This window comes from Paenibacillus solanacearum (assembly GCF_910593845.1).
Lineage (GTDB): Bacteria > Bacillota > Bacilli > Paenibacillales > NBRC-103111 > Paenibacillus_G > Paenibacillus_G solanacearum.
In genome coordinates this window covers 236036-261527 of record NZ_CAJVAS010000003.1, presented here as the reverse complement: position 1 = coordinate 261527, position 25492 = coordinate 236036, and the positions used below count along the sequence as shown (strand labels likewise).

The 25492-nt window shown below is 51.4% G+C and carries 21 protein-coding genes; 4 read left to right on the top strand and 17 right to left on the bottom strand.

Going from position 1 to position 25492, the window contains the following annotated elements; genetic code table 11:
• Positions 1 to 96: 96 nt before the first annotated feature.
• The 7 genes from KXG62_RS05560 to KXG62_RS05530 all read right to left on the bottom strand — a co-directional run bounded on the left by KXG62_RS05560 (position 97) and on the right by KXG62_RS05530 (position 9262).
• A complete protein-coding gene (locus KXG62_RS05560; RefSeq protein ID WP_218090933.1) occupies positions 97 to 804 on the bottom strand; it encodes a DNA alkylation repair protein in 708 nt (235 codons plus the stop codon).
• A 169-nt stretch (positions 805 to 973) separates the two neighbouring features.
• Positions 974 to 1531: a hypothetical protein gene (locus tag KXG62_RS05555; protein WP_218090932.1), complete on the bottom strand. Its 558-nt coding sequence runs from the start codon at positions 1529 to 1531 to the stop codon at positions 974 to 976.
• A 234-nt stretch (positions 1532 to 1765) separates the two neighbouring features.
• Entirely contained in the window at positions 1766 to 3781 is a 2016-nt protein-coding gene (locus KXG62_RS05550; protein WP_218090931.1) for a glutaminase family protein, read from the bottom strand.
• Between the two features lie 97 nt (positions 3782 to 3878).
• Positions 3879 to 5027, bottom strand: coding sequence for an enolase C-terminal domain-like protein (locus KXG62_RS05545; protein WP_218090930.1), 1149 nt, complete (start codon positions 5025 to 5027; stop codon positions 3879 to 3881).
• A gap of 305 nt (positions 5028 to 5332) precedes the next feature.
• The gene (locus tag KXG62_RS05540) at positions 5333 to 5935 is read right to left on the bottom strand and encodes a nucleotidyltransferase domain-containing protein (RefSeq protein WP_218090929.1); all 603 of its coding nucleotides are present in this window, start codon (positions 5933 to 5935) and stop codon (positions 5333 to 5335) included.
• Between the two features lie 156 nt (positions 5936 to 6091).
• On the bottom strand, positions 6092 to 7159 hold the full coding sequence (locus tag KXG62_RS05535; protein WP_246627312.1) for a DUF1835 domain-containing protein: 1068 nt from the start codon (positions 7157 to 7159) through the stop codon (positions 6092 to 6094).
• A gap of 687 nt (positions 7160 to 7846) precedes the next feature.
• Positions 7847 to 9262, bottom strand: coding sequence for a sulfatase family protein (locus tag KXG62_RS05530; RefSeq protein ID WP_218090928.1), 1416 nt, complete (start codon positions 9260 to 9262; stop codon positions 7847 to 7849).
• Between the two features lie 110 nt (positions 9263 to 9372).
• Here KXG62_RS05530 and KXG62_RS05525 point away from each other — a divergent pair, with 110 nt between their 5' ends.
• On the top strand, positions 9373 to 10149 hold the full coding sequence (locus tag KXG62_RS05525) for a helix-turn-helix domain-containing protein (RefSeq protein WP_218090927.1): 777 nt from the start codon (positions 9373 to 9375) through the stop codon (positions 10147 to 10149).
• A 108-nt stretch (positions 10150 to 10257) separates the two neighbouring features.
• Here KXG62_RS05525 and KXG62_RS05520 read toward each other — a convergent pair whose 3' ends face one another.
• Entirely contained in the window at positions 10258 to 11553 is a 1296-nt protein-coding gene (locus tag KXG62_RS05520) for an ABC transporter substrate-binding protein (protein ID WP_218090926.1), read from the bottom strand.
• 220 nt (positions 11554 to 11773) lie between these two features.
• On the opposite strand from KXG62_RS05520, the gene KXG62_RS05515 reads away from it, so the two are divergent.
• The gene (locus tag KXG62_RS05515; protein ID WP_218090925.1) at positions 11774 to 12601 is read left to right on the top strand and encodes an AraC family transcriptional regulator; all 828 of its coding nucleotides are present in this window, start codon (positions 11774 to 11776) and stop codon (positions 12599 to 12601) included.
• A gap of 65 nt (positions 12602 to 12666) precedes the next feature.
• On the opposite strand, the gene KXG62_RS05510 is transcribed toward KXG62_RS05515, so the two are convergent.
• The 3 genes from KXG62_RS05510 to KXG62_RS05500 are packed head-to-tail and all read right to left on the bottom strand — an operon-like array spanning position 12667 to position 15475.
• Complete coding sequence (locus KXG62_RS05510; RefSeq protein WP_218090924.1) at positions 12667 to 13107, bottom strand: SRPBCC family protein; 441 nt, start codon at positions 13105 to 13107, stop codon at positions 12667 to 12669.
• A gap of 49 nt (positions 13108 to 13156) precedes the next feature.
• Positions 13157 to 14794 carry an FAD-dependent monooxygenase gene (locus KXG62_RS05505; RefSeq protein WP_218090923.1) on the bottom strand — a complete coding sequence of 546 codons (1638 nt, stop codon included), beginning with the start codon at positions 14792 to 14794 and terminating at the stop codon, positions 13157 to 13159.
• Between the two features lie 21 nt (positions 14795 to 14815).
• Positions 14816 to 15475, bottom strand: coding sequence for a PadR family transcriptional regulator (locus tag KXG62_RS05500; RefSeq protein WP_246627300.1), 660 nt, complete (start codon positions 15473 to 15475; stop codon positions 14816 to 14818).
• 174 nt (positions 15476 to 15649) lie between these two features.
• On the opposite strand from KXG62_RS05500, the gene KXG62_RS05495 reads away from it, so the two are divergent.
• Both KXG62_RS05495 and KXG62_RS05490 read left to right on the top strand, forming a co-directional pair.
• Positions 15650 to 15910, top strand: a complete 261-nt coding sequence (locus KXG62_RS05495) for a hypothetical protein (protein WP_218090922.1) — start codon at positions 15650 to 15652, stop codon at positions 15908 to 15910.
• Between the two features lie 150 nt (positions 15911 to 16060).
• Entirely contained in the window at positions 16061 to 16912 is an 852-nt protein-coding gene (locus KXG62_RS05490; RefSeq protein ID WP_218090921.1) for a nucleotidyltransferase domain-containing protein, read from the top strand.
• A gap of 41 nt (positions 16913 to 16953) precedes the next feature.
• Here KXG62_RS05490 and KXG62_RS05485 read toward each other — a convergent pair whose 3' ends face one another.
• The 6 genes from KXG62_RS05485 to KXG62_RS05460 form a co-directional block, all read right to left on the bottom strand.
• Positions 16954 to 17565, bottom strand: coding sequence for an FMN-binding negative transcriptional regulator (locus KXG62_RS05485; protein ID WP_218090920.1), 612 nt, complete (start codon positions 17563 to 17565; stop codon positions 16954 to 16956).
• Positions 17566 to 17658: 93 nt separating this feature from the next.
• Positions 17659 to 18111, bottom strand: a complete 453-nt coding sequence (locus KXG62_RS05480; RefSeq protein ID WP_218091033.1) for a MarR family winged helix-turn-helix transcriptional regulator — start codon at positions 18109 to 18111, stop codon at positions 17659 to 17661.
• A 205-nt stretch (positions 18112 to 18316) separates the two neighbouring features.
• A complete protein-coding gene (locus KXG62_RS05475) occupies positions 18317 to 19570 on the bottom strand; it encodes a polysaccharide pyruvyl transferase family protein (RefSeq protein ID WP_218090919.1) in 1254 nt (417 codons plus the stop codon).
• A gap of 95 nt (positions 19571 to 19665) precedes the next feature.
• Positions 19666 to 22809 (bottom strand): right-handed parallel beta-helix repeat-containing protein, encoded by a 3144-nt coding sequence (locus KXG62_RS05470; RefSeq protein ID WP_218090918.1) that lies wholly within the window; start codon positions 22807 to 22809, stop codon positions 19666 to 19668.
• Positions 22810 to 22979: 170 nt separating this feature from the next.
• The gene (locus KXG62_RS05465; protein ID WP_218090917.1) at positions 22980 to 23813 is read right to left on the bottom strand and encodes a helix-turn-helix domain-containing protein; all 834 of its coding nucleotides are present in this window, start codon (positions 23811 to 23813) and stop codon (positions 22980 to 22982) included.
• 43 nt (positions 23814 to 23856) lie between these two features.
• Complete coding sequence (locus tag KXG62_RS05460) at positions 23857 to 25167, bottom strand: ABC transporter substrate-binding protein (RefSeq protein ID WP_218090916.1); 1311 nt, start codon at positions 25165 to 25167, stop codon at positions 23857 to 23859.
• Between the last annotated feature and the right edge of the window lie 325 nt (positions 25168 to 25492).

The window sequence follows — 25492 nt, the reverse complement described above, 5'->3', positions numbered from 1 at the left end:
CCGCGATATTGAACATCTTCCCGCTAAGTGGACAGGTTCTGGTAAACAAACCGTTACTTAACGGGAAGATTTCACCACTCTCCGGTTTACACTCCCTTAACACCTTACATGCTTGCGCTTGAAGCCAAGCTTCCCTCGATCTGCCATCTTTTGAATATTTTCGACGGCGTTGAGGAGCTTGTTCTTTCCCTTGTCGCTTTTGACTTCTACCGGACATACGGCCTTCGCGGTTGCGGCCGCCTTGTCATGGAGCGGCAAATAGGAAGTCGCTACGGTGTATATGAAATTATGCATTGAATATTTCGTTCGCACGGGTGCATCATGAATCGTATGTTCCACTTGTTCCAGCATCTTGGCAAGTTTGCTTTCCGAAAATTCGCGATCCGGACGACTGCCCAACAGCCAGCAATAACAACTCCAGCCTGCTGACATTCTCAAATCTTCGCCGCTTGCTATCCACTTATCGGCCACCTCTTGCGCAATATCCGCTTCCGACAAAGTGACCGCCACTACAAAATCGGACAGCATATAAAAATACGCCGAATCCATCCAGCGGTCATAATCCGCCTCCGTCATTGCGTTAGGCTCAGCGATGATGCCGGCAAAGTACATTGCGTCGTAGTTCCCCGTGGCATAGAGCTGCTCGGCTAAAGGTTGATTGAGCTTGGTCTTCTTGAAAATCGGCTTCATTTCTCCTGTCGCCACGCCAAACAGCGGCTCCCGCGCGCCATTGGCCATGTACATTTTCTTGAGCCGATCCTTGCCAAGAGCCTCCAGTTCCTGCATAACCGTTTCTAAATTCATCGTTTGACACTTCCTTCGTATGGAGGGTTTGCCGACGTTCCTTAAGCCTATGATACCTAACTCCATTCCAAAGTGCCAATTTCCAACCTGCTTACAACTATGTGATCACAAAAAAACCACTCGGCTGAGCGGTTTCCTGCGTTCCTCAAAGGCCATTCATGACATACGCTTATGTCGGAAACAATGTAACATTGTCCATATTTAGCAGCAAACTTGATGAATTGCAGCTGAAACGGACAGATAAGGTATGCGATTTCCCGGGATCTAAAGCCGCGCTATTGATCGTGATGATGAACTTTCGCCACTTCAAATAGGAGACGAGACTGGCCTGATAGGTTATCGGAAGTAAACTTGACCCTATTAATGACACGGTAATCGTTCCGTCCATGGGTGTCGTCACTCTCCTCAACCAAAAAGCGAGTCTGTAATTCGAATCCTCCAAAGGAAGTGTGATTTGAGAAAGTACGGCATCTTCCCCCTTGGTAAGTGCGATGACGGCATACCCTTTGCCAAATAAGGCGGAATCGTTTTTTGCAAAGTAAATATCATTGCTTGAAACCGACCAGTGCGCCGCTTGAAGCGGAGTCGCATCTTCAAAGCCCCCGTTTTGAAGACTCCCCCAGGACGTGAGCTTTATTCGTTTTTTGCTGAGCAACGATTTCTTGCGATTTATTTTTCGAAGCTTATACTTACCTTTACGAAAAACAATGCCCCCTTGTTTGTTCATGAGTACCATCCATTTTCGCCCTTTCCCCATAGGTTCAGTCCTTTTCGGCAAACGAGGAACCATCGTATTGTATGCTGCCTTCCCACAATACGTAACCAAAGTTTCTAAATGAATCATCGCCGCCTGGCGGTATCATGGGCACGGTTGTGCGTCTGGACACTGAAAAAACGAAAAAGCCGGCCCCGTTCGGCAGCCGGCAATCCATTATTCAGTTCGGCAAAAATTTCAATACGGTCAGAGCCGCTTCGGAAACAGGAGCAGCCGGACGAAGAATCCGCCGACGACCGAACGGTGCTGGAACCGCTTATTGAGCGGCTCGATCGTATCGTACCAGTCGCCGGCCGGAACGCGGTGCGGCGATTCGTGAAGAAACCGCCAGAGCGGCTCGATCATCTCTTCAAACTGCCGCTTCTCCTTGGCGAAGGAAGCGACCCAGACAAGCCAGTCCGACTTCGTAAACGTATTCCGGCTATCGAGCGGCGTGCCGTATTCGTTGCGAATCGCCAAGTAATGCGCAAGCTCCTTCTGCTTAACCTCCTGCGGGAACAGCTCCAGCTGGAATATATCGTCCCATACGAGGTTGTACTTCATCCCCCACGTCCCGTCACGGTCGAACGTCAGTTTGTAATGGCCGCCGGACGCATCAAGCGCCATTCGCTGCCATTCCTTCGCCATCCGCTTCGCCATATCGTAATAATGCGACGCCTCCTGCCCGAGACCGCGCATGCGGCACAGGATCCCATAGCCGCCGATCGCCATAATCGCCTTAATCGACAAGTTGGCGTTGTGCGCCAGATGAGAAGCGAAATCGTCAGTGCAGTTCTGGTTTTCCGGATCGAGCCCGTGTCCGGCCAAATATTCCGCCCATAACGTAAGCAAGTCCCAATGCTCCTGCGCGAACGCGTCGCTCTGTTCCGCAGCGCATACCGCCGCCGCCATAATGAGCATATTCCCGCATTCTTCGACGGGCATCTGCTCCTCCCGTTTGTTCTGCCTGTACACCTGACCGTTCGCCTTCGGGTAACGTCCCACATCATGCGGCGCAAATTCATACGGCCACGCCTCAGAGCGGGCAAAGCGCATAATGGGCCGCAGCATCCCTTTCACGAGCTCGGGATTATACCGCAGAAATAGCGGCGCCGACGGATAGCTGACGTCGACTGTGCCGATGCAGCCGTTGCTGAAGCACTCCTTCGACAGAAACAGCACGTCTCCGTTCTCGTCGCGCACGAGCTTGTGTGCGGCGATCGCCTGCCGATACGCAATCGCGAGCAAATCGGCATAGTACGGCCCGCCGGCAGCCGCAGCTTCCTCCAGCAGCTCGCGATTGAACAGCTCGCACTTCTGCATCGCAAGCGGATAGTCGCGAATCGCCGCGGCCAGCATCTCCTCCATCGTCGCGAAGATGTGCCGCCAGTAAGCCGGAAGCGGCTTGTGGAAATATTCGATCGACATAATATCGTCGTAGCCGAGCACGACAAAGGCCGACTTCGCCTCCGCGCCGACGTCACCTATATCGAGCAGGACAGCCAGCAGCGGCGTATCGTCCTCCACGGCGCGCGGCATCCGCTCGTCGTCCGCCTCCGGCAGCCGCCCTTCCGCTGCAAAAGCTTCGCGCGTCCGCAAGGACCCGATCGCGACAGCGGCTTCGCCCGAGTAATCCGTCCGAGGGGCGACCACATACAAATACCCCCAGTCGATGCGAACGTTGTCGCCGTCCTTGACCAGTACCGGCTGCGCGGTCGTACCGACCTTCATCGCCGGATGTCCGTCAATCGTCAGCCGCCCCCATTCTACCTGCTGATCCGGCGTATCTACGCACCATTCGGCGGTCGCGTCGAAATAAATGCGGACGCTGTGCAGCCTTTCGTCAATGGAATTGGCGCGGACCGTGATGTAAGACGCGGGCCGCGACAATACATCGAGCTCGCCGGGAAGCAGCGGCGTCGTAAAATCGACCTCCAGCCGGACACCTCCGGCCTCGAAGGTATAGATAGAACTGAGCGGCAGCACGCGCAAGCCGGTTTGCTCCATATGCGGAGGCTCATACGGGTCCGGCCCGCTCAGATGCACCCTCCCCATAAACCGGTACACCGTATCGTCGATGACGGCCATACCTGTCATCGCATGACGTTTCCCGGTCCAATGGCATGTATGGCTCTCATAAAGCCGGTCCGAAGCCGACCATACGCTGAAATACGGATCAACCGTCACCAACGGTACGGCCGGCGGTCTCAATGTCCTGTTCATTTTCTATCCCTCCATGGCACCGCGGCGGGCGGACTTGCCGTAATCGCCGCCGTTCCGCCGGGCTTGTTCGTTAAGTGTCGATGCGGCTTTCTTTTACTTAGCTTAGCGTCCAGCCCTTCTCGTTGACCAATCGCGCAAAATAAGCGTCGTCGAGCTCCAAACCGAAACCCGGCTTGTTCGGTACGATGACGTGGCCGTCCTCGATCCGGTAGCCGCTATCGTCGATGCCCGGCATAACACCTGCATCCCACTCGACAAACTGGAACTGTCCGACGGCCGCCTTCAAATGGCTGAGCACATAGTTGCCATACGCCCGACCGTAGTTGTGCGGGGAAGACTTAAGGCCGTGCCGGTCAAGGCTTCGTCCGAGCTCCGTCCAGCCCGAGAACGTATAATCCAGTATGTCGTATTGAATGACGTCGATAAGCCCCTGCTTCGCCCAATCGAGCAGCTGCGGGGAAACGCCGGCTCCTTCGCCGTCACCTATCAACGTGCCGATGTTCTCCCGCACGATCCATTCCTTCAAGTCCCCGTAATAAACAGGGTCTTCGTGGAAAGCTTCTTCGATCCAGTACACCTGGCAGTCGGCCGTTTCGGCAAGCACCTGCTTGGCGATATTTACGTTGTATCCGTTGTTGGCGTCGATCATGACCTTCCCGCTAGGCCCGGCCACCTCGCGGACAGCGCGAATAATCGCAATATCCCGCCGTATGCCTTCCGCGAGCGGCATATGACGCGCTCCGCGCCCGACTTTGATTTTGAAGTTGCGGTGGCCCTTGTCCGCTCCTTCGCGTGCTTCGTCCTGTATATAACGGACGGCGGCCTCGTCGTCAGCAATGTGAAGCTCGTCGAAGTAAAGCGATGTATCGTAGCACGGCACGCGATAATTGTCCGCGCTGCCGCTTTCGCGCGCGAACAGCTCGCAGACCGGCTTATTCTGCACCTTGGCGAGCCAGTCAAGAAGCGGGAAGTCAAGCCCGCGATACGGCGGCAGCACAGCCCCGCCGATGTCGAACAGCTCCGCCGCGCGCATACCGATCAGCTTCGCCGCATCCTCCTTGCGGATTCGCGTCCAGCCGAATCCGCTTACACCGCCGATCGTGACTCGCGCAACCGGATGTTTCATCACTTTCCCATGCGTGCTTAGCTTGGCATTGGCGCCAGCCGACCTGTGCCGTTCTCCTTCCATCGTGACGCATTCGATCTTCTCTACTTTCCAGTCCGGGTGAATCGGAAGTATACTCATCGCGCGTTGCCTCCTCAAGGTATGTTGTAGACGCTATTATGTAAGCGCTCTACAATTGGAATCAAATCAATCGGTTACAGAACTATTCCGTCTTACAGCTATTATACATAAGCCGCAGTGGGCATCGTTATATATATTTGTAAAAAAGACGGCAAAAATTTGCACACACTCATTACGCCTTTGACCCGAGCGCCTCCTCGGGATGCTGGGCTTCGAACCTCAAGACAACCCCTTCGAGGCGCTCCCTTTTCATAAATCAGTTGATTTCTACGCTATGCAGGCATGTTTAGCGCAGCAATTCGAATTTACAAAAATTTGAGCCAATCATGGCCTTCCGGAAATTGCCGGTTTAAAGAAGATTTCAGCCATTCTTTTTCTTGCTCCAGAAGCGACGGCAGCATGGTTTGGAAATCACGATAATCTTTCTCCCGTACGTTCGAACCGCCTGCTTTATGAAGAAGTTGGATTTCCGGTCTCAAATAAGGGATGCCTTCATCCGTCTTCAACATCATGTCGGCTATTGGCCTTCGAATGGATTTATCTCTCTTATAAGTCCACCAATAATCTTCGGTATCGATGATCATCAACTGAAAAGCCCAAGGCGACTCGTCGTTCTTGCTAACCCATACGTCATTTGTCGTGTTCAAATACACACCATCTTCCCAAAGACTCAGCTTGCCATCCTCGGCCCTGTATAACGTCCAATCGCGAATTAAATGCTCATATGCGATGAACTGTTCTTCACGCGTAATGATAACATCCACATCGCTATGCTCCCTCGTCTGTTTACCCAGATGCAGGTCCAATGCCCAGCCCCCGGCAATGCACCAACGGATCGGAATGTCAGAAAAAATTTCATTTATCTCCCGTACCGTGAGCGGCTTCCAGTTACTTATATCCGTCCTCAAACTTATCCCTCCTATTCGGACAGCCTCAAATGGATTGTCTGTACAGTTTGTCGCAGTAACAACTTCGTATTCGTTTTTACCGGCCGGTATGAAATAACATATAAGAAATAAGCCCAAAAGTATAGACTGCACATCGCAAGTCATTTATGATGGCCGTCAGACTGAAGGCTCGCGATCCGTACGGCGTTTGCGTCTGATGCTGTAATACCGCATGGCCGCAGGAACGCCTTTGATTTCAAGAATACCATCATAAATCATCTCTCTCAGCCGGTATTCAAAATACGAATCCCCGATATACTGCTCGCAATAACCTAGCGCTTCTCCAATCAGACGGGCTGCTCTCAGAAAACCGTTATCGCCGGCGGGCGGCTGCAGCTTGTCCAACGTGTCCAGCAAGTATGGATCATAATAATCTACAGTCACCTCCAGTACGGTGTTGTCCCGCCAAATACGCAGCGTTCCGGTTTGCTTCGTGATTTCCTGCCATTCATGCTGCAGCCGCGAAATCTCAGCAGCATGCAGCGTTCCACTGCCGTCCAGACGGATGATCGCTTCTCGAAGTTTATCCGTTGGGATCTCTCCGGAATGCCTATAGTTAATAAAGGCATCAGGCCGGTTGTGAAACGCCTCACAGTCTGCGCCAGCATCGCGTACCGAAATAGCATTACGTTTACGTTTGCTTCGCAACAGGTAAAGCGCATGCCGCATCCCTGCCTGCTCACATGCGTTGCCGCCGGTCCAAACCAGCACTTCTGCCTGTTCCGGAATATGCTCCAGTTTGTCCAGAAGTTCGTTGTAATCCTCTTCGAATTCGGCGTAAGCTTCGCATGCTTCCGTGATATTGTCGCGGAACCAGCTGCTCCGTGCCTTCCGTCCTTCTGGCGAGTCCAGATCGCCGAGCGGACCAACGGCGTAATTGTCACGCAATACAATCAGCTTGTGCGTGTCCTCCCGACCAAGTTCTTTTAATGCCAGCTTCATACTGCCCGCAAAAGAATCGCCGAGAACGATATGGACATGAGTGCAGGCGGGTACAGGATCCCAGTGCATCCTTTTGTCCTGAAGTCCCATCAGTTCATCGTACAGTTCGATCAGCTCGGCAGCCGCCGCTTCCAGCGGTCCCTCCTGCTCCTTCATTAGCCTGATTTTCGCCAAAATAAACCGTAAATACGGCTTCAATTCTCCTTCTCCCATGTGATCGGTCGCCTTCTTAATGGCAAGCATCTCTTTCAATTCCGTTCCCCCCTTGGCTACTTCAACATTACCACGATAACGGGAAGTCGCGCAAAAGGTCTCGGCTGCCGTTAGATTAAGGCGCATAAGAAAAAGGCCAGCCAGAAGTTTCCGGCTAACCTAATCGTACGAAAAAAGCAGCTTAAACCATTCTTGTTAATTCACTATTAATGACTCGATGCGCAGCAACATAGCGATCTTGCGGACTGATTCCAAACGATGCAAAAGCAACTTGCGGCTGATTGGTTATAAATTGAACTTCGTACTGCTTCGCTTTGGACACATTGAAATTATGGAAGGTGGATGCATTCGGTTTAACATGAAAGGTAATGAAATGGATTAATTTCTTTTTCCCGTTCAAAGCATAGACTTTAACTGTCACCTTGGCAACCCGATGCGGATGGTTATTTATCGAGTTAACAGCTATATTTTTAGAAACAATTCTGTCCTTTTCCGTCAGATTATTCAGCGGTCCCGTCGAATATTTGCGGATGATAACGCACGCTCCTTCCCCTTAAATTTTGGAATCATAGCTCGCTTCAGCATCTTATTCCTGCAAAGGCGTAACTGCTTGGACGATGGCATGAAATCGTTCAAGGAATGCCTTCTCCTGATGTGCTTTCAAAATAAAAAAAATCCCCAGTTACGGGGATTTCCATTCAGGTGCTCTATCGCAGGTTATTCGATCTCCTCGACCGGCTCGTCTAAAACCGCGCGCTGCAGCGCATGCATTTCCGCTTTGAGCGCAGGTACAATCTCGGCATACGCAGAATCGGAATATACATTATTCAATTCGTGAGGATCCTTATCCAAGTCGAATAGTTCCCATTCCGGCGGGCGCTTCTCTTCCATTGACCCTGACGTTCCCAGAGCCTCCGCATAATAATAAATCAGCTTATAACGGTCTGTTCTGATGCCGTAGTGAGAGTATACATTGTGGTGCTCATCCAGATGCATCCAGTAGCGGTAATACATTGAGGTTCGCCAGTCATCCGGCTTCATTCCTTCAAAGACCGGACGCAGGCTGTGGCCCTGCATTTCCTTCGGAATAGCGACTCCAGCGTAATCAAGGAACGTCGATGGGAAATCGATATTGAGCGTCATTGCTTCCGTTACCGACCCCGGTTTAATCACACGCGGGTAACGCACGACGAAAGGCATGCGCAAAGACTCCTCGTACATAAACCGTTTGTCATACCAGCCATGATCGCCTAAGAAGAAGCCTTGATCCGATGTATAGACAACGATCGTATTGTCGGTCAAGCCTTCCTTGTCCAAATAATCCAGCAGCCGTCCGACATTCTCATCGATTGAAGCGACGCAGCGCAAGTAATCCTTAATATACCGCTGGTATCTCCACTTTTTCTGCTCAAGCGGCGTCAAACCTTCCGGCGGCAAGCCTTTGAGATCCACTTGATCCTTCATATCGCGATCGATCCGCATTTTGGCCTCATGCGCAGCTTGAGCGCGGTTGGAATAATCGTCGTAGAACGTTTCCGGTTCCGGAATCTCGATATCCTCATACAGGTTCGCATACTTGGCCGCCGGCTCCCAGGGCCGATGCGGCGCCTTGTGATGGCACATCAGCATGAACGGACGATCCTTGTCACGCCGATCCAGCCAGTCGATGCAAAAATCCGCCGTCAAATCCGTTACATACCCGGGGTATCGCTTTCGCTCTCCCATTTCGATAAAGACAGGATCATGATAATGCCCCTGCCCCGGTACGACCGTCCAGTAGTCGAAGCCCGTCGGATCGGCATCACCGCCGTGGCCGAGATGCCACTTGCCGACAATGGCCGTCTGGTATCCCTCCGCCTGAAGCAGCTTCGGGTAGGTCATCTGTCTGCCGTCGAAGTCGTCGTTGATCGATTTCACGCCATTCAAGTGATTGTACATTCCTGTCAAAATCGCCGCGCGACTCGGGGAACAGATCGAGTTGGTGCAAAAGCAGTTGTCAAATCGCATTCCTTCGTTTGCAATACGATCGATGTTCGGCGTTTCGTTAATACGGCTTCCATAACAGCTCATGGCATGGGAAGCATGATCATCGGACATGATGAACAGTATATTCGGCCTGGTATGGGCATTCATCGTCTTCACCTCATGTCCAGTATAGACGGAACCGCTTTACAAACACCATGTATAAAGTTACGATTGCATGTACAGAACCACAATCAATTTCGCAGGAGGTTCCTGGCGTTATGTTGAATATCCTTAACGTATATTTTGACGATTGCATACCGCATTGGCACAACCGGCTGCAGCATGTACAATTTCATGTTCTTGTGCTCGTGACGCACGGGAAGCTGCTCTATCGGCTGAACGATGTGACCCGGGAGGCGTCGAAGGGCGAGCTGATATTCATCCCGTCCGGCACGCAGCGGGAAGCCTTCAACGATAAGGAAATTCTTCATCAGAAGTATGCCGTCATCTTCACCTGTTCACCCGAGCTCAACCTGCCGTTAATCCAAAAAACGGATCCGCAGTTCATACGGGTCCGCATGTTCGATTATTATCAGGAACGTTTCATCTCTTTGCATCGGCAGTCTATTGAGCGCAGGGAATATTACGATACGATCCAGACCGGCATTCTGCTTGAAATGCTCGGGAACACGTGCCGTGAACTCGAAGCGCCTCCATTGCCGAAGCGCCGGGCAGCTCACGTGGACAAGCTGGAGCAGCATATTACCCAGAATTACCGCAAGCCGCTTGTCCTGCAAGAGCTGGCCGAGCTTATACATCGCTCTCCCAACTATACGTTATCGCTCTTCAAGGAAGCGGTCGGCCAGACGCCGCTGGAATACCAGCACCGGCTGCGGATCGCCACCGCCATGGAGATGCTGCAGAATACAACGCTGACCGTCACTTTCATCGCTCATCACTTGGGGTATTACGACACCTCTTATTTTTACAAAATGTTTCGCAAGTACACGGGCATGTCACCGACCGCTTATGCGGCACGTGACCGAGAGCTGTAGTCACAGCTCTTCATAGCCCCATGAACGAACAGGCTCGGGTTGTCTCCCAAGCCTGTTTGCCGTTCTATCGAGCGGCTGTCCGGTGCAAATGCTCCGCCAAAAATGCCGTTATTTATTGGCCGCCGCCTTTTTTTCCTGCTCGAGCAGCTGGTTAATCCGCTCCTCCGCCGTTTTCAGCGCCGTATTCAAATCCTGCTGGTCCGAGGCGAATTTAATATATTCCTGGGACATGACGCTGTAGGCCTGACCGTATATTGTCGGGAAGATCGGCCCGGGCGCCGCCTTGCTTTTAAAGACGGACTTGAAGTCGATTCCTTTCAGATGCGGCATTTCACTGCCGAACAGCTCCTTAATTTGATTGTTTCTCAGCGGCGTCAGTCTGGCGAACTTGCTCACGGCAATTTTTTGCACCTCGTCGGAAGTAAGCGTCTTCAATACTTTGACTGCCGCGTCCTTGTGCTTCGATTGCTTGGAAACGAGCATATAGTGCGAATCGGCCAGTCCATACACGTTAGGCTGATGCGGATAGCTCGGATATTGAGCGACACCGAGATTCAAGCCTTCCTCGATGGGCTTCTGCAAGTTTCTGAAATGGTTGACGGAAGCGAACATGGCCACGTTCTTTTCCTGGAAAAACGCCGTAGAACCGCCGGAATCGATTTTCTTCGGCATGTTGTTCGGAATGGAAATAATACGCTTGGCCGTCTGGAATGCATTTCGCCATGCATCCGAGTTCACATTCGCCGTTTGCTTCTGATGATCTACAAAATTGACCGAAAGCGGAAACGCAATGCGAATGATCGTTTCGTAGTCGAGCCCGCGATATTGGGTGCCGTTTTCCACGCGCGATACTTTTCTTGCTAATTCGATGGTGTCGTCCCAGGTCATCCCATCCTTCGGGTAAGCAACCCCGAACCGGTCAAAAATATCTTTGTTGTAGTAGAGCGCATTCAACTGCATCGTATACGGGAGGCCGAATAATTCATTTTTGCCGATTTCGCCTACGCGGATTGCATCAAGGCTGGACGGCTCAAACCGGGACAGATCCACTTGATTCTGCTTAAGGACGGGCGTAATGTCTTCGAGCAGCCCCAAGCGGTAATAAGGTAATATTTGGCCGTTCCATATCGTAATTAAATCCGGTAAATCTCCCGAAGCCAGCAAATCCTCAATTTTCCCCGTGACCGTCTCGAGGGTAATATACGGGTACTTCGCCTGCAGCGGCCCAACCAGCATTTCCTGCATTTCTTGCTCGTTGAATCCTTGCGTCAAAAACATTTTCAGTGTGACCGGCTCCGGTGCAGCTTCCGGTATAGGCTTGCCCTCCCCGCGGTCCGGTTCTTTGGCACAGCCCGAGATGGCAAGTGCCATTGCAACGATACATGCAATCTGCCTTTTATTCATAGAGTTTCGCCTCCTCTAATGATGGAACCGCACGCCGATCTGGGATGTGTTCTGCATCAAGTATAAAATAGCGGAGGCGCCTGCCGTTATAGAGAGGTGTAACTTCGATATAGAGGATTGTAGCTTTTCACCATGAATTACAAAACCTTTATACTTCACAGGAGTATATTTAACAATGGCCTTCTATGAATTGTAGATGTTAGACATTAGAGGTGATCTTATGGAAAAAAAATATACCGTTTCCATCAACCCACATCAAGATAACAGCGAACTGAATGTGTTATTTGCAGGCCAGCATACCACCGACCCTTCCTATAAAGTCGGTCCCAAAACCGTAGGCTACTATTTATTACATTTTGTCGTTTCCGGTAAAGGCATATTCCGCTTCGGTAACCGGGAATACAAGCTTGAGCAAGGGCAAGTTTTCCTGATTTATCCCGGAAAATCTTTCACCTACGAATCCGACCCTCACGATCCTTGGTATTATCGCTGGATCGGGTTCAGGGGCAGCTACGCAGATATTTTATGTTCCAAGTTATCGTTCTCCCCGAACAACCCGGTGATCGTTCCGCCAAGCCCATGTGAAACAGAACAAACATTCGCCCGCATACAATCCATCTTAAATGCCGGCCTCAACGGATGTGCCCTGGAAGCAAGCGGGCTCATGCGCATGCTGTTAGGCTGCTGGTTAAATCATGCCGCAATAAAGCAAGTGAAAGCTTCGGATGCGCCGTACGTGGATAAGGCTATCCGGTTTTTGTCCCAGCATTATGACCAGCCGATAACGATCTACCAGCTCTCCCGCTCCTTGGGCTATCATCGCACGTACTTTTCGAGAGTGTTCAGAGAGCGTACCGGTCTCTCCCCCTCCGCCTATCTGCACAAAATCCGGATGGAGCAGGCTAAGCTATTGCTCACCCAGCCTCTGACGATCAAACAGGTAGCGTCCTCCGTAGGTTATTCCGACGCTTTGTTTTTTTCCAATCAATTCAAGAAATGGAGCGGGTACAGCCCTTCAGAGTACCGGCTGATGAATGCAAGCGAATGACATAGGATCGAACGTACGTACAGGTTCATCGGATGCCCGAGAATCAATCTGCGGGCAATGTTCTGCTATTGATCCTTAAGCACTTCCTTCAAGCTGGCAGCGGTTCTCGGCTGTTCTTTCTTCATCGATTGACGCATGAAAAATTCGGCTACCTTCGGAACGTTGCCTACTTGAATCGTGAAATGAACACGGCAGGAGTTTTCCGTGGTTACCTCGATCCGATAGCTTTCGCGAAACACTTGTTTTTCACCGGGAGCCGTCTCCATCGTCAGCAGTTGATCCTGAACAAGCTCGGTCACGACCATGTTTTTTTCGCTTTTGAAACCCGAATATTTCCCGCTTTCGAAATACGTTGTTCCCAACCGGGCCGCTCCTTCGGGCATGATGCGAGTCTCCATAATGCCTTTAATCCACGATGCTCTCCCCTTTAGATCAATGAGGCGCGAAAATACGACAGCGGCCTGACAGTCATAGGCTTCGGTATATTCGAAGGTAATCATGATCATCGTTCCTTTCCTTATCGATTGAGTGGTTTTCATTTCGCAAAAAGAAGATTTAACGGCAGAGGATTGCCGACAGCGCGTCAGTTAATACTTGCTCCATTGCTCCCTTACTCTCCTCGGCCGCTAATGTTCTCCATCCAATGTACCCATCCGGCCGCACAAGAACTCCCCCTGTGGAAGTGATCCCGTATGCGTCAAGAAAATCGTTCCCGGAATTGCCGAAATCGGCCCCATGACCGCCAATCCGGTAAATATCCATAGGGAGACGAAGGATCTCTTGGACACGTTGAGCGGCCTTCAGCACGTTATGTCCGCCAGGACCTGCGAGCAAGACGAAGCGAGCTCCGAATAGATCCAACGCGGAAACCTTCTGACCCTCCTTTTCCAGGACGATGTGTGCTGCGCGAGTTCCCGGCTGTCCTCTCCACAGCTCGGGCGACTGTACTCTAGGGAGGTCACCTCCATCCGCTTCCGGCACGATGGCGCCGATCGGGTAACGATAACCCATATTGAGATGCAGGGTATTTACCGTAATCCCCTCCGAGCCCTCCTGCGAGCGCTGCTGGGAAAGCTTGATGACTTGCTCTACCGTATAGTCCGCTATGGGCCGCCGCTCGACATCATAAGTGGAGAGCAGATCCGGTCCGGCTTCGCCGCGCAAGACGGCGGCCAGCTTCCAAGCGAGATTATGCGCCTCAGCAATCCCGGTATTGCCCCCCAAGCCGCCGCTAGGTGGTTGAACCCGCGCGGAATCGCCGACCAGAAATATCCGGCCATGTTGAAACCGGTCGGCAATGCGGCCGGCCATTTCCCAAGTCAGCATCTTCCTAATCGCAATCGGAATGTCAGCCATTCCAATCGCCGCCCGGATTAAAGCAGTACAGCGCTCTTCGGGATAATCGTCCATGGTTTCCTCATCGGGATCATAAATAACATCCAACCGGTACAGATCAGGTCTCCTGAAAGTCCCTGGGTAGAGCACCAGACTTCCGCTTGCTGTTTCATTGGCAAAAAAGCACATATGCGCATTCAGATGTTCGAACAGCTCATGGATATCCGCATCGAAAACCATGCTGACCAGATGACAGAGCGTTCCTTCCCCGTGCTGGCCAATACCCAGCTGCGATCGAACCCCGCTCTTGCTCCCATCCGCTCCGACCATATATTGAGCTCGAACACGGCGGATGTTACCGCTGCTACGATCGCGAATAACCGCCGAGATGCCGTCCGTGTCCATTACAAACGAGACCATTTCCGTATTGTATCGCACATCGACGCCGGCTTGTTCGGCCTGTGCCCGGAGTACCGGCTCAAGCAGATCTTGCGCAATGCCGTTTCCCTCGACAGGACTCAGCGCAGTAAAGTAAGCGCTCATATCCTCCATCAGATTGTCAATCGGCTGTCCCGCCAAACTCTCTACGAACATGACGCCGAATTCCCGAGAAAACGGCGGCTCCTCCCGCCTGATCTCCTCCTCTATTCCGGCCGAACGGAATATTTCCATCGTTCGTGCTGTCAAGCCCGACACGCGAGGGTGAATCGCCGTTCCCGGATGGCGCTCGACGACTAACGACCTAATGCCCTGGCGAGCAAGAAATAGCGAGATGGAGAGGCCCACCAGACTTCCTCCGACAATAAGGACAGAAACCGTGTCATCGAATGTCGATGCGTTGTTTAAAAGATTATTCATCAAGAATCCTCGACCTTTCGTTTATGAATCCGTTTCATCAGATTGCCGTGCTTGGGCTAACTCACGCAGCTCTTCCATACTCCATCTCAGCTTTTTCGATTGAATATCTGCGATGACGGATTGGACCCATGCCATCTCGGCCGCAAGCACGGCTCGCTGATATTCACTCTCAAGTGAGAACAAACGCGGCAGCCCCATCGACGCTACAGTCTGCATCTCATGATCGAGTCGAGCAGACGTGTCTGCAAGAGCGAGTGCTCTTTGTTGGAAGAGCGACACGACATCTTCGGGTGTCAATAACGCCAGAAAAGAAACAGCGGCGGGAAACTCTAAAAACTCCTGAGCCGGGGTTGAGATCATTTCCCGGATCCACGAATAGGCAGCCTCTCGCCCTACATTCGTAATTTCATAAACCATCAAATCCGGTTTCCCTTCATGCTTTTTCTTTCCTTGGATGGCAATGGCTTCGTCTCGATGCAACCGATCAATCGTTTGATAAATATTCGTTCGATGGCGAACGTTAATAACTTCGTCTTTTCCCCTTTCTTTAATAAGCTGCTGCATCCGGTAAGGGTGCATAGGTTCTTCAATTAGAAAACAAAGAATGGCTAGAGCGACAGGCGATTTTTTTATCATCTTTTTCATAGTATTAATAATACTATTCATATTATGACGTGTCAATGATGTCATTCGCCTATAGGTGATTTGATTACAGTCCCTCCACCTGATCACATCATCATTGATTTCATTGAGAATTGCTCCATCTTCGTAGGTGGATAAACATACGATTCTTTCTGATGGGACATATATTGCACTATTACGTGTAAAAACAAAATGAAAAGGTGGTGTCCGATCATGTCCAAATTAATCAGAAATTTTACAGTACATGATCTGAAAGATGAAGTCCTCTATTTCAACCATTTATGGAAAAGAACATTTTCAAACGGAAGAGCTATTTACACTGCTACTTCAAATCATTCAGCCATTACTTTGTCAAATGTTACCCCACGAGGAAAAATAATCCCACAAGTGGTTCAACGATTCAAAAAGGGAAGCCGCGTCGTCGTCATCGATACAGCCGTACACCTTCCGCCTCACACGAGTAAGCTGCTCTGATCTTGAAGCTCCTCTTCCTTACATGGATCGAGGGGCTTCAACACTACTCAGGGCCAAATCGTTAAACCAATCTTTTCCCTACCCGTTGGAACAAAAATGGCTTATGATGAAGCTTAATCGAATTTCGATAATCGGAACGGAGCGAATGCTATGGATATACAATCTATCATTACTAAAATAGTAGACTGCCTTAAGCAGGTGAGTGGCGTGCACGCCTTGGTTCTAGGTGGTTCAAGGGCTAGGGGGACTGAAACTCCCAGCTCGGATATAGATATCGGCATTTATTATGATGCCGACAGCGGGTTGGACATGGCCCAACTTCGTCAAGCTGCGTCCATGCTGGATGACGATAGCAGAGATAACGTAATGACGGAGATCGGTGGATGGGGACCATGGATTAATGGTGGCGGCTGGCTCAAAGTGGATCAAATGCCGGTCGACTTTTTGTACCGTGATCTGAATAAAGTGTCGAAAGTAATGGATCAATGCTTTGCGGGGGACATCACGATCGATTATCAGCCGGGGCATCCTCATGGATTTATCAATTCGGTGTATTTAGCGGAAATCGCATTATGTAAGGTGTTATGGGATCCGTCTGGACTCATTGCAGAAATGAAGTCCAGAACGAAGCCATATCCGCGCGCTTTGCAAAAGGCGATCATTCAAAAATTTATGTGGGAAGCCCAATTCACTCTTGAGATCGGGATAAAAGGGATGCACAAAAAAGACTTATCTTACATGGCCGGATGCTGGTTTAGGTCCGTTTCTTGTTTGAATCAGGTTTTGTTTGCACTGAACGAAACGTACTGGATGAACGAAAAAGGAGCTTCCGCCATCGCCAATTCATTCAGCATCGTCCCAAGCCAATACTCCTACCGAGTGAATACCGTATTTACCTTGGTCACGGAAGATCAAGACGGATTGGAGAAGGCTTTGAACATGTTACGCCAGCTGATTGTTGAAACAGACAATCTGGTGAAAACGAAAGGTTTGTTAAACTAAGCGGGGCTACCGTTGAACCCTGGCTTGGTACGATGTCGGGATTATTTGTCAAGGTTTTCTTTCATTAGCGAGGCTATCTTTTGCTCGTCCTCCTTCTGGATCCGTTCCAGCTGGTTGATGACAAGCTCTTGTCGTTGCACGGAATGATTTTGGCTTAATTTGGATTTCCCCTCGATCTTGTCGATTCTGATTTTGAATCCTTGGATCCCTTTACTCAGCCCGGCGATCAAGTCGGCGTCTACGTCCTGCAGCTTATATGAACTATCAGGTGCTTCATATTTCAATACCAATTCCTGCAGGGAGTCCATGACCTCCCTCTCATCATTGACAAGCTCGACTTCGCCATATACATGCACCGTTACATAGTTCCATGTTGGCACTGCTTTCGTGGTTTCATACCATGAGGGAGAAATATAGCAATGCGGACCATGGAAAACGGCAAGAACCGTTTGATTGCCAATATCTTTCCATTGTGGATTCGGACGCGCGAAATGCCCATATAAGTATTGATTTTCATCACCCAAAATTAAAGGCAAAAGCGTCGCAACGGGAACTCCATTTTGCTGCGAGAACAGGGTCGCAAAGCTATGTTCTTTGATCGTATCGTAGGCTGCTTGGATATCATCCATCTGAAATGGTGAAGGAATATACATCGTTTTCTCCTCCTCGTTTGCTTCACGGATACTTCTGTTCGCTTGCCGGATACCATTCCAAAGTGTGCTATAAGAGTGCTTTGGTCATTTGAATCAATAATGCCGCTCGTTTCCCTTTTTCACAAATTCCCAGTCTTTCTCAATATTTTTTCTTATTCTTTGAAGAAGCGTGAAGGCAGCCTCCACTTCGCTTTCGGAAAAACCTTCTAATGCAACGCTATTGGAATAACGATGCTCTCTTATGATAAAAGGATAAATATGGTTCCCTTTCTCTGTTGGAAAAAGCTTTTTAATTTTTTTATTGTGCGTATCGTCTTTCTTCTCAATAAAACCGTTCATTTCAAGCTTTTGAATCGCGCGAGCTGCTGTTGTTCGATCTACTTTGATCATTTCGGCTATTTTTTCTTGAATGATTCCCGGGTTTTCACATATTCGAACAAGGTACAAGTACTGTCCTTTGGTAAGGTCATACTCTTTAAATTCGATATTGCTTATTGAATCCAATGCCCTTGCGATCATTCCAATTTCTCGAAGGATTTCCTTCATCATGAACTCCTTGATACATATTTTTGTTGCAAATACAATAAAACTACATGAGCTCAGTTTACCTCAGAATTATTGCATTTGCAATAAAAGTGGTGAAAAAGAAAAACAAAGAAGCCCTTGATAATCAAGGACTTCAAGCCTTTCCTCAGGAGCGTCTGCGGAGATGAGGTACGTGCTCGAATATGTTGTGGTCCGCATGCGTGTTTTAACCGGATGATACCGATGAATCTCTGTTCTCAACAGACTTCCTTAGCGCTTCATCCAGCTTACGCATCATCTGAGCATGACACTGCCGTACGTATTCTCTAGCCTTTAGCGCTTTGCTCTTGGCATGATCGGGATACCGGGCTATCCGCATCACCTCAGATACCAGCCTGTCTCTATCGGCGGCCGCGTCCATATCGAACAACCAATCTCCCAAGCCGATGTCGCGCCACATGTACCCTTTGCTGGTCTGCTCCACCCACCGGCAGACAAGGGCGGGAATACCGCTGCCTATGCACATGATCGGCGAATGCATCTCGTTGCCGAAAAGCCCGGCGGAACGAACGTAGACGCTAAGCGCTTCATCCGTTAACCAGAACTGTTCCCGCCAGACGACATGGGCGCGTACATCATCCGGAAGCCGCTCCCAAATCATTTCCTTTCCGACCTCCATTTGCGTACGATCTTCCGGACACAGCAAAATGTTCAGTCCAGTCTCGCGAACGACTGCGATGATCGCCTCACGAAGCAGAACATGATCATGCTCCTTCATCTGCTCATTGCGCAGGTGCTTCTCTTCGTTAAAGGGAGTGTTCTGGATTTTCCAGTATGGTGTGAACCGCAGCCTGGGGATGCAGCATAAGTATTTCCCCTGCTCCAGCTGCTTTTCGTTTAAAAATCGCAACGCTTTCTCTTCATTTCTCACGTCCGCGGCAAAAGCGCCGTCCGGCCCAAATGCCATGAACGGACAAGCGATACCGTCATCGACTGCTTTGGCGAGCGATATCGAGTCCCGGAAATAAACGAATTTTGCCTTGTCCAACACTGGCTTTTCGGCGGCATTGCCCGCATACGTAATGCCGAACACGCCATATGGCTTGCTAGTCGCCACTGCAAAAGCTTGTAAGTTATCAGTTGCGACCAGATATGGGCCGGAGCCGTGAAGTAAGAAATCGCATCGGTCAATGGCTGCGGCCAAATGCTGATTCGACGCGATGCCGTTAGAATCGATATGGCCTTTCACAATCGACAGACGCGGAAACCGCTTCTGCTCCATCGCCTTCACTTCCTCGCCAAGGCTGGCTGATGCCCACAAGATAACCTCCGCATCCGGAATATATCGCTCGATCAATGTCAGTACGCCCGGCGTATGTGCAATATCTCCGATGTTGACAACCTGCCATGACGAACGAAGCAAAATGCAAGGCGCTCTTCTGCCTGTTCTCTTCTCTTCTCGATTCTCATGCTTGCTCACGTGTTTCCCTCCATAGACTTGAATGAGACGAAGCCGCGTCTCCAAAACGGTAAACACGGCGGCGCAGCAACCGATCGCCCCCGTGTTCTGTCCATTTATTGCAGCGCGGCAATCGTCATGTCGTCCACATATGCCGGTTGGTTGTACGTATACAAGCCGGGATATCCTTCGCCGAACGTGGCGTCCGTTGCGCTGACAACCTCCGTTCCGTCCAAATATAGAGCAAGCGAGTCGCCTTGCAGCTTGAATTTCATTAGGCGGTAACCGGTTGTGAAATCGGTCGGCATCGGGTCGGACGACGCAAGCGTCGACACCGTTCCGTTCACGATTTTGAATATTTTAAACTGCCCGGATGTATGTTCATAGACGGCGTAATAAAAATTGGTGCTGTTCACGTAGCGGCCGATCAGCCCGACTCTAACCGGATTGCCGTTCCCCCAGCTGTCGACCTTGAACTGTGCGGTATGCTCGTAATCGGTCCGTTTGGCAAGGCCCCAATAGCTTCGGGCCGAACCGGATACCGTTGTCGTTTGGTACGCTTTGTTCGTTCCGTCCGTTACAACCTGCCAGATGCCGGACAGCGGTGCCCAGCCTCCCGTCGCCCCGTTCTCGAAGTCGAATGTCATCCGATCCTCGTTCTTCTCGAACACTTCTAGCGGTATCGTAACGTCCAGCGCGGCGCCTTCCGCGGCAACCGTGACCGATAGCAGGAAGCTGCCAATGGCATTTGCGGTAATCTTGCCTTCGGTATCGACACTTGCGACGGCGGGTTGATCGGAAACGTGCTGTATGGTCGCACCGGTCAGGTCGACATAACCGCCGAGCGAGGACATGCCGTATACGATCGCATTCACGCTTGCGCCTGCCTGGATGCGGGCGGGAACGTTCACTCCGATCGCAGTGAGCGAATCGCCGCTCAGCACGTCAAAATCGGCCGAGAGCGTCGCGCCGTTCTGTGTGACGGCAACGGTAATCCTTGCGATACCGCTGCCGACGGCGGTTACAAGACCGCTGCCGTCCACCGCTGCCGCGGACGGATTGCTGCTTGTATATGAAATCGTGGCCGACGACAAGTCCGCTGCGTAGCCGGTTGTCGTACGCGCCTGTACCTGCAGCTGGGCCGTCCCGTTCGGAGCAAGCCGTGTCCATGCCTTGTTGACCGACTCCCCCGACTTTTTTACGAATACGGAAGCGAGACGCTCACTGCGGTCCGCGAACGGATATGGCTCCGTCAATCCGATCGCATCCATGTTGATGTCGGCGTAGCCGGTTCTGTACGCCGGAGAATCGTACCGCAACCTGTAATCGTACTTCGCCGCATTCATAAACAGCGGATCGGCGAGCAGCGAATGCGGGTCGTACTTCCCTTTGTTCAGCTCAAGCCAGTCGATGTAGGATGCGGCCGGAATCTGGCCGCCGAACGCGTAGATCCCATCCGTCCTGTAGAACGTATTGCGGTCGGATCGGGCTACCTTGTGTTCGTCCCAAAAGTTCATATGGTACAGCTTTGCCCGGTTATCGTAGAAAATATTGCGCGTCAGCTCCAGCTGCGAGGCGATTTCGCCTGCGTTCTGGGTCGAGCCAACTATCCCGTTCGTATCACGCGTACCCGCTATAATATTATTGTCCGCACGAATGCCGATTCCTTTCAGCATCAGGGTGCTGTTCAGCTGGCCGCCGCCTTCCAGCTGCAGGCTGTGGATCACATTGTTCTGCAGCAGCACGTCGTCCGAATTGTCGTCCAGGTAGATGCCGAAACCGTACGATTTGTTCGGCTGAACCGTTAATATCTTCATATCGCTGTCATGAATCAGGTTGTTGCGGATGATATTGCCGGTCCCGACGCCCCATGTCGCGATGATACCGACGTCCTGGGAATCGTTGGCCGCATCGGAGACATCGTTGAATTCCACAATGTTGTTTCGCGCATGCTGATAGTCCCTGTAATTGCTTTCCGTCACCGCCACGCCTTCGATCGTTGTGCCGATCAAATACCCTTTGCGCTGCGCCTTTAAATGAATCGCATACCGGGGTGAGCCGTGCACGCGGTTATGCGCGATCACATTCTCTCCGCTGTCATAGATGCGAATGCCGCCGCTGTTGCCGTAATGCAGACCTACCCTGTATACATGATTGTTCACGATATGGTTTCCGGTGCTGACGTGGGCGAGCGACTTGGCTGTTCCTTCCACACTGATCCCGTTATAGCCGATATCATGAATTTCATTGCCCTCCAGCCGGTTCCCCTGCGCCCAGCCGAACAGCCTAACGCCGTGATCACCTGTATTTACAACACGGCTATTCAAGAGCGTGATATTTCGTACATTCTCCCCGCGAACGCCGTCTTTGCCGATATCGGTGTTGCGGATCGAGAGCGACTCCAGACGAATGTTTTGCGCCGGAGCCGTCGGCGAAGCTCCTTTCATCTCGATGACATGACCGGCATAAGGGGCGCTGATTCCTTCGCTAAGACTGGACACGTCACGCGGGTAATAGTAGAGCATCCCTGCCGCTTTATCCAAGTAAAATTCACCCGGTGCGTCCAGCAGCTCCAACGCACCCTGCATATAATAACGCGAGCCTGGCCCGATGACATACGGAACGGCCTTCGACAACGTAACGATCCGATCGGCATACTCAATGCCGCTCACGCCGACCGTGTACGAATACCAGTATTCGAAGCCTTGCTCCCCGCCGGGCCACAGCACTGTTTCCAGCCCGCTCCCGTTCGCAACGGAAGGAACGCCCCCGGCGGCAAACGTGAATTTCGTCTTATCCGCGCCGGCGACGGCCGCTTCTACGCGGTTGTACACATTGCCGCTGTCGTGAATATTCGGATAACGAGCTTTTACGGCATGTGAATCGCCTTCATAGAGCGTGTCGAATGTCCACGAAGTCCCCACGTATGCCATGTAAATATTGCCGCTGTACGGCTGCCATCCGGTGATCGTTCGGCTCCCGTCCAGCACCGCCTGTTCGCCGGGAAAGCTTCGATATACAACCTCATGTCCGTCCCTTCCCGAATCAGCTTCCGTAAGCGTCAATGTCGAATCGAGCCGGTAAACGCCTTGACGCAAATAGACGGTAACGTCCGCATTCATGCCTCCGGCGATTTGCTGCCTGACGGCATCTCTCGCTTTCTCCGGCGTCCGGAACGGAGAATCCGCAGTCCCGCTGCCGTTGACGTCGTCACCCGACGGAGATACGTAGTAAGCAGACTGCGCTGCGGCCGTGTCCATCCCCAATCCCCCTTTCCCTATCACCATAAATCCAAGCATTATCGCCGCTGAAAGTACCATCCTGATCCACAACTTTCCGTTTGCCGCCGCCAATGTCGAGCGCCTCCTTCATTGTTTATGGACAAGCTGTCCTAAGAAACGTTTCCCGCCCCCGAACATTCGCCGGTCTGTCAGCCGTTGCGGAAATGTCGGGGGGACATCCCGATCTCCCGGGCAAACAGACGGGTGAAATACAGCGGGTCCTGAAAGCCCACTTCACGGGCGATTTTCGAAATCGGCTCGCGGCTGGAGCGGAGCAACTGCTTCGCTTGATCGAGTCGTACTTTGTTCATATATTCCATCGGCGTGTAGCCGGAATACCTCTTGAACATTTTCGAGTAATAGCTCGGCGATAATGAGGCCATTCGCGCCAGTTTCTCCCGTTCCAATTGCTGCGTATGATGCTCCCTGATATACTGCATCGAATCCATGATCAGCCTGGCGGTCTGATCTTCATGCTGCAACTTACTGTCCAACCAATCGCAGAGCCATTGCAGAAGGTTCAGGAAATGAAGGCGGACGATCCATTCAAAGCCCGCTTCTTTCCCATCCCACACATCGATCAAACGCTTCATCCGCTCCTGCATCGCCTCCATTTCGCCAAGCAGCGAAAACGAGCGTTCAAACGGTAGCGGCTGCGGCTGCTGACCGAGCTTAAGCTGCATGCCTTCCCACTCTACCGGATGATGTATGAATTGTACGCTATAATAGCGCAGCGGTGCTTCCGGCGTCGTCGTGATTTGCAAATGCTCCCCCGGGGCCAGATGGTATACCGCGCCGGCTGACAATTCATATAGCGTGCCGTTCAGCCCAACCGTCCCGTGACCGGACGAAACAAACGTAAAATTATACCGATTGGTCGGTTTCCGATCGACCGCGTAACGATACTCCAGCCAGAACGGTTCCTCCCTCAACAGCACATCGACGATTTTTGGAAAAAAACGTTCGAAAAATTCATGGCGCATCGCGTATCCCCCTTTCTTCCGCCGGCCGGCAGCTTGATCGGCTTCACTTCAATTTTTGAGCGGTGATTGCCTTGTTGACCGCCTCCTCTGCAGCACGCTGCGTGCTGTTGACGTCTTTATCCTCCAAAATCATCTTTTCCAGTTCCTTCATGAACGGCGTAGAGCCGTCCGCCACCGTGAGTCCCGGCTTGCGTCCCGGGGTAACCGTCGTTACTTTATTGTACAAAAACGCGTTTACGTTTTTCCCTTTATACAGCGGGTCGTTTTTGAGAAACTGCTTGCGGACCTCTTCGCCCTTGACAACCGGGAATTGGCCGAAATCCGATGCAAGGTATGCCTGCATTTCGTCGGATACGATCCACGCGGCTACCTGGAAGGCCGCCTCTTTGTTTTTGCTGCTTGCCGTAAGATACAAGTTCGTCGAATCCGCCGGTCCGGCTACGCCCGGCTTATCCTTGTAAGTCGGCAGACTGACGATATCCCATTGAAATTTCCAATCCATGAAGTTTCTTGATGTGAATACCGTCATAGCGCCGAGCCCCTTGATAAATTCCCGCCAATCCTGCTCCTTATTGATCGTCTTCGCATCGAATTTCAATCCGGGGATCGTGTAGAAGCGTTTGAAATTTTCAATGACTTTCCTCCACCCGTCCGTGTTGACCGCGGCTTTATCCTCTGTCAGACTCAGATACGTTTCCCCGTACGGATTAAACGCGAAGAACGTATCCATCCACCGTTCCACATACCCCCGGTATTGAACGCCCCCTTCCAAACGCGTCATCCGCTTGGCCGTTTCATACACATCATCCCATGTCATGCCATCCTTAGGATACGGAATGCCGAATTGATCGAATAAGTCCTTGTTATAGTGCAGGGCACGAACGGAAGAGCTCATCGGCAGGCCTGTGAGCTTGCCTCCGGCATCGTTCTTCATTTGTTCCAGCAGGGCAGGCTCAATCCGCGACAAATCAAATTTTGTTTTCTTTATCAAATCGTTCGCGTCATAGCTGAGCCCCCGTTTTTCCAGTTCGGCAACGCCGCGTGTAACGATAATGTCGGGCACGTTACCCGACGTAATCATGACATCGAAGGAGGGCCCGCCCGCGTTTGTATTCGGCACCGATCTCAGCGTATAGTTCGGAAACTTGCTCTTCGCCTTCTCCGCGATCGCATCGAAGACCGCCTGCGGCATTGAATTTAAATAGAAGCTGACTTCCGCTGGCTCGCTTCCGGCCGGCATGGCGGCATCGTCTTTGGCTGCTTCGCCAATCCCTTTATCACCGCTGCCGCATGCAGCGGTTAACAGCAAGGCCGCAGCGGTGACCGACAGCATCGCTGTCCTGGTCGTCTCCAATCGGTTAACCCCCTTTAATCGTTCATTCGTTGTCCGGTCATCCGGGCCATCCAAGTGCCCGATATACCGACTTTAACCGGAAAGCACGAGCTGTTTATGCATTGACATATTGCAGACAGATGATGAGCCCCCGCGCAACGTATTCGTAACCGCTTACATTTCGGCCGAGCATCCCGCTTCGATTGACTCCCCCTTTACGTCTACGACGAATATTAACGATAAGTTATTTTGCTAATTTCATTATAATTTCGAAATATCTAAAGTAAATGGATTGCAGTATTTCATTTATGGACATTTGGGCGTTTTAAAAAGCATGGACCGACAC

Excerpts from the sequence above, each read along its gene's own strand:
- KXG62_RS05485 (WP_218090920.1), bottom strand. The coding sequence starts at position 17,565 with ATGTATATTCCTTCACCATTTCAGATGGATGATATCCAAGCAGCCTAC.
- KXG62_RS05525 (WP_218090927.1), top strand. The coding sequence starts at position 9,373 with ATGTTGAATATCCTTAACGTATATTTTGACGATTGCATACCGCATTGG.
- KXG62_RS05545 (WP_218090930.1), bottom strand. The coding sequence starts at position 5,027 with ATGAGTATACTTCCGATTCACCCGGACTGGAAAGTAGAGAAGATCGAA.
- KXG62_RS05550 (WP_218090931.1), bottom strand. The coding sequence starts at position 3,781 with ATGAACAGGACATTGAGACCGCCGGCCGTACCGTTGGTGACGGTTGAT.
- KXG62_RS05560 (WP_218090933.1), bottom strand. The coding sequence starts at position 804 with ATGAATTTAGAAACGGTTATGCAGGAACTGGAGGCTCTTGGCAAGGAT.
- KXG62_RS05510 (WP_218090924.1), bottom strand. The coding sequence starts at position 13,107 with ATGATCATGATTACCTTCGAATATACCGAAGCCTATGACTGTCAGGCC.
- KXG62_RS05495 (WP_218090922.1), top strand. The coding sequence starts at position 15,650 with ATGTCCAAATTAATCAGAAATTTTACAGTACATGATCTGAAAGATGAA.
- KXG62_RS05480 (WP_218091033.1), bottom strand. The coding sequence starts at position 18,111 with ATGAAGGAAATCCTTCGAGAAATTGGAATGATCGCAAGGGCATTGGAT.
- KXG62_RS05470 (WP_218090918.1), bottom strand. The coding sequence starts at position 22,809 with ATGGACACGGCCGCAGCGCAGTCTGCTTACTACGTATCTCCGTCGGGT.
- KXG62_RS05465 (WP_218090917.1), bottom strand. The coding sequence starts at position 23,813 with ATGCGCCATGAATTTTTCGAACGTTTTTTTCCAAAAATCGTCGATGTG.
- KXG62_RS05530 (WP_218090928.1), bottom strand. The coding sequence starts at position 9,262 with ATGAATGCCCATACCAGGCCGAATATACTGTTCATCATGTCCGATGAT.
- KXG62_RS05520 (WP_218090926.1), bottom strand. The coding sequence starts at position 11,553 with ATGAATAAAAGGCAGATTGCATGTATCGTTGCAATGGCACTTGCCATC.
- KXG62_RS05535 (WP_246627312.1), bottom strand. The coding sequence starts at position 7,159 with ATGCTTGCCATTAAGAAGGCGACCGATCACATGGGAGAAGGAGAATTG.
- KXG62_RS05505 (WP_218090923.1), bottom strand. The coding sequence starts at position 14,794 with ATGAATAATCTTTTAAACAACGCATCGACATTCGATGACACGGTTTCT.
- KXG62_RS05490 (WP_218090921.1), top strand. The coding sequence starts at position 16,061 with ATGGATATACAATCTATCATTACTAAAATAGTAGACTGCCTTAAGCAG.
- KXG62_RS05515 (WP_218090925.1), top strand. The coding sequence starts at position 11,774 with ATGGAAAAAAAATATACCGTTTCCATCAACCCACATCAAGATAACAGC.
- KXG62_RS05555 (WP_218090932.1), bottom strand. The coding sequence starts at position 1,531 with ATGAACAAACAAGGGGGCATTGTTTTTCGTAAAGGTAAGTATAAGCTT.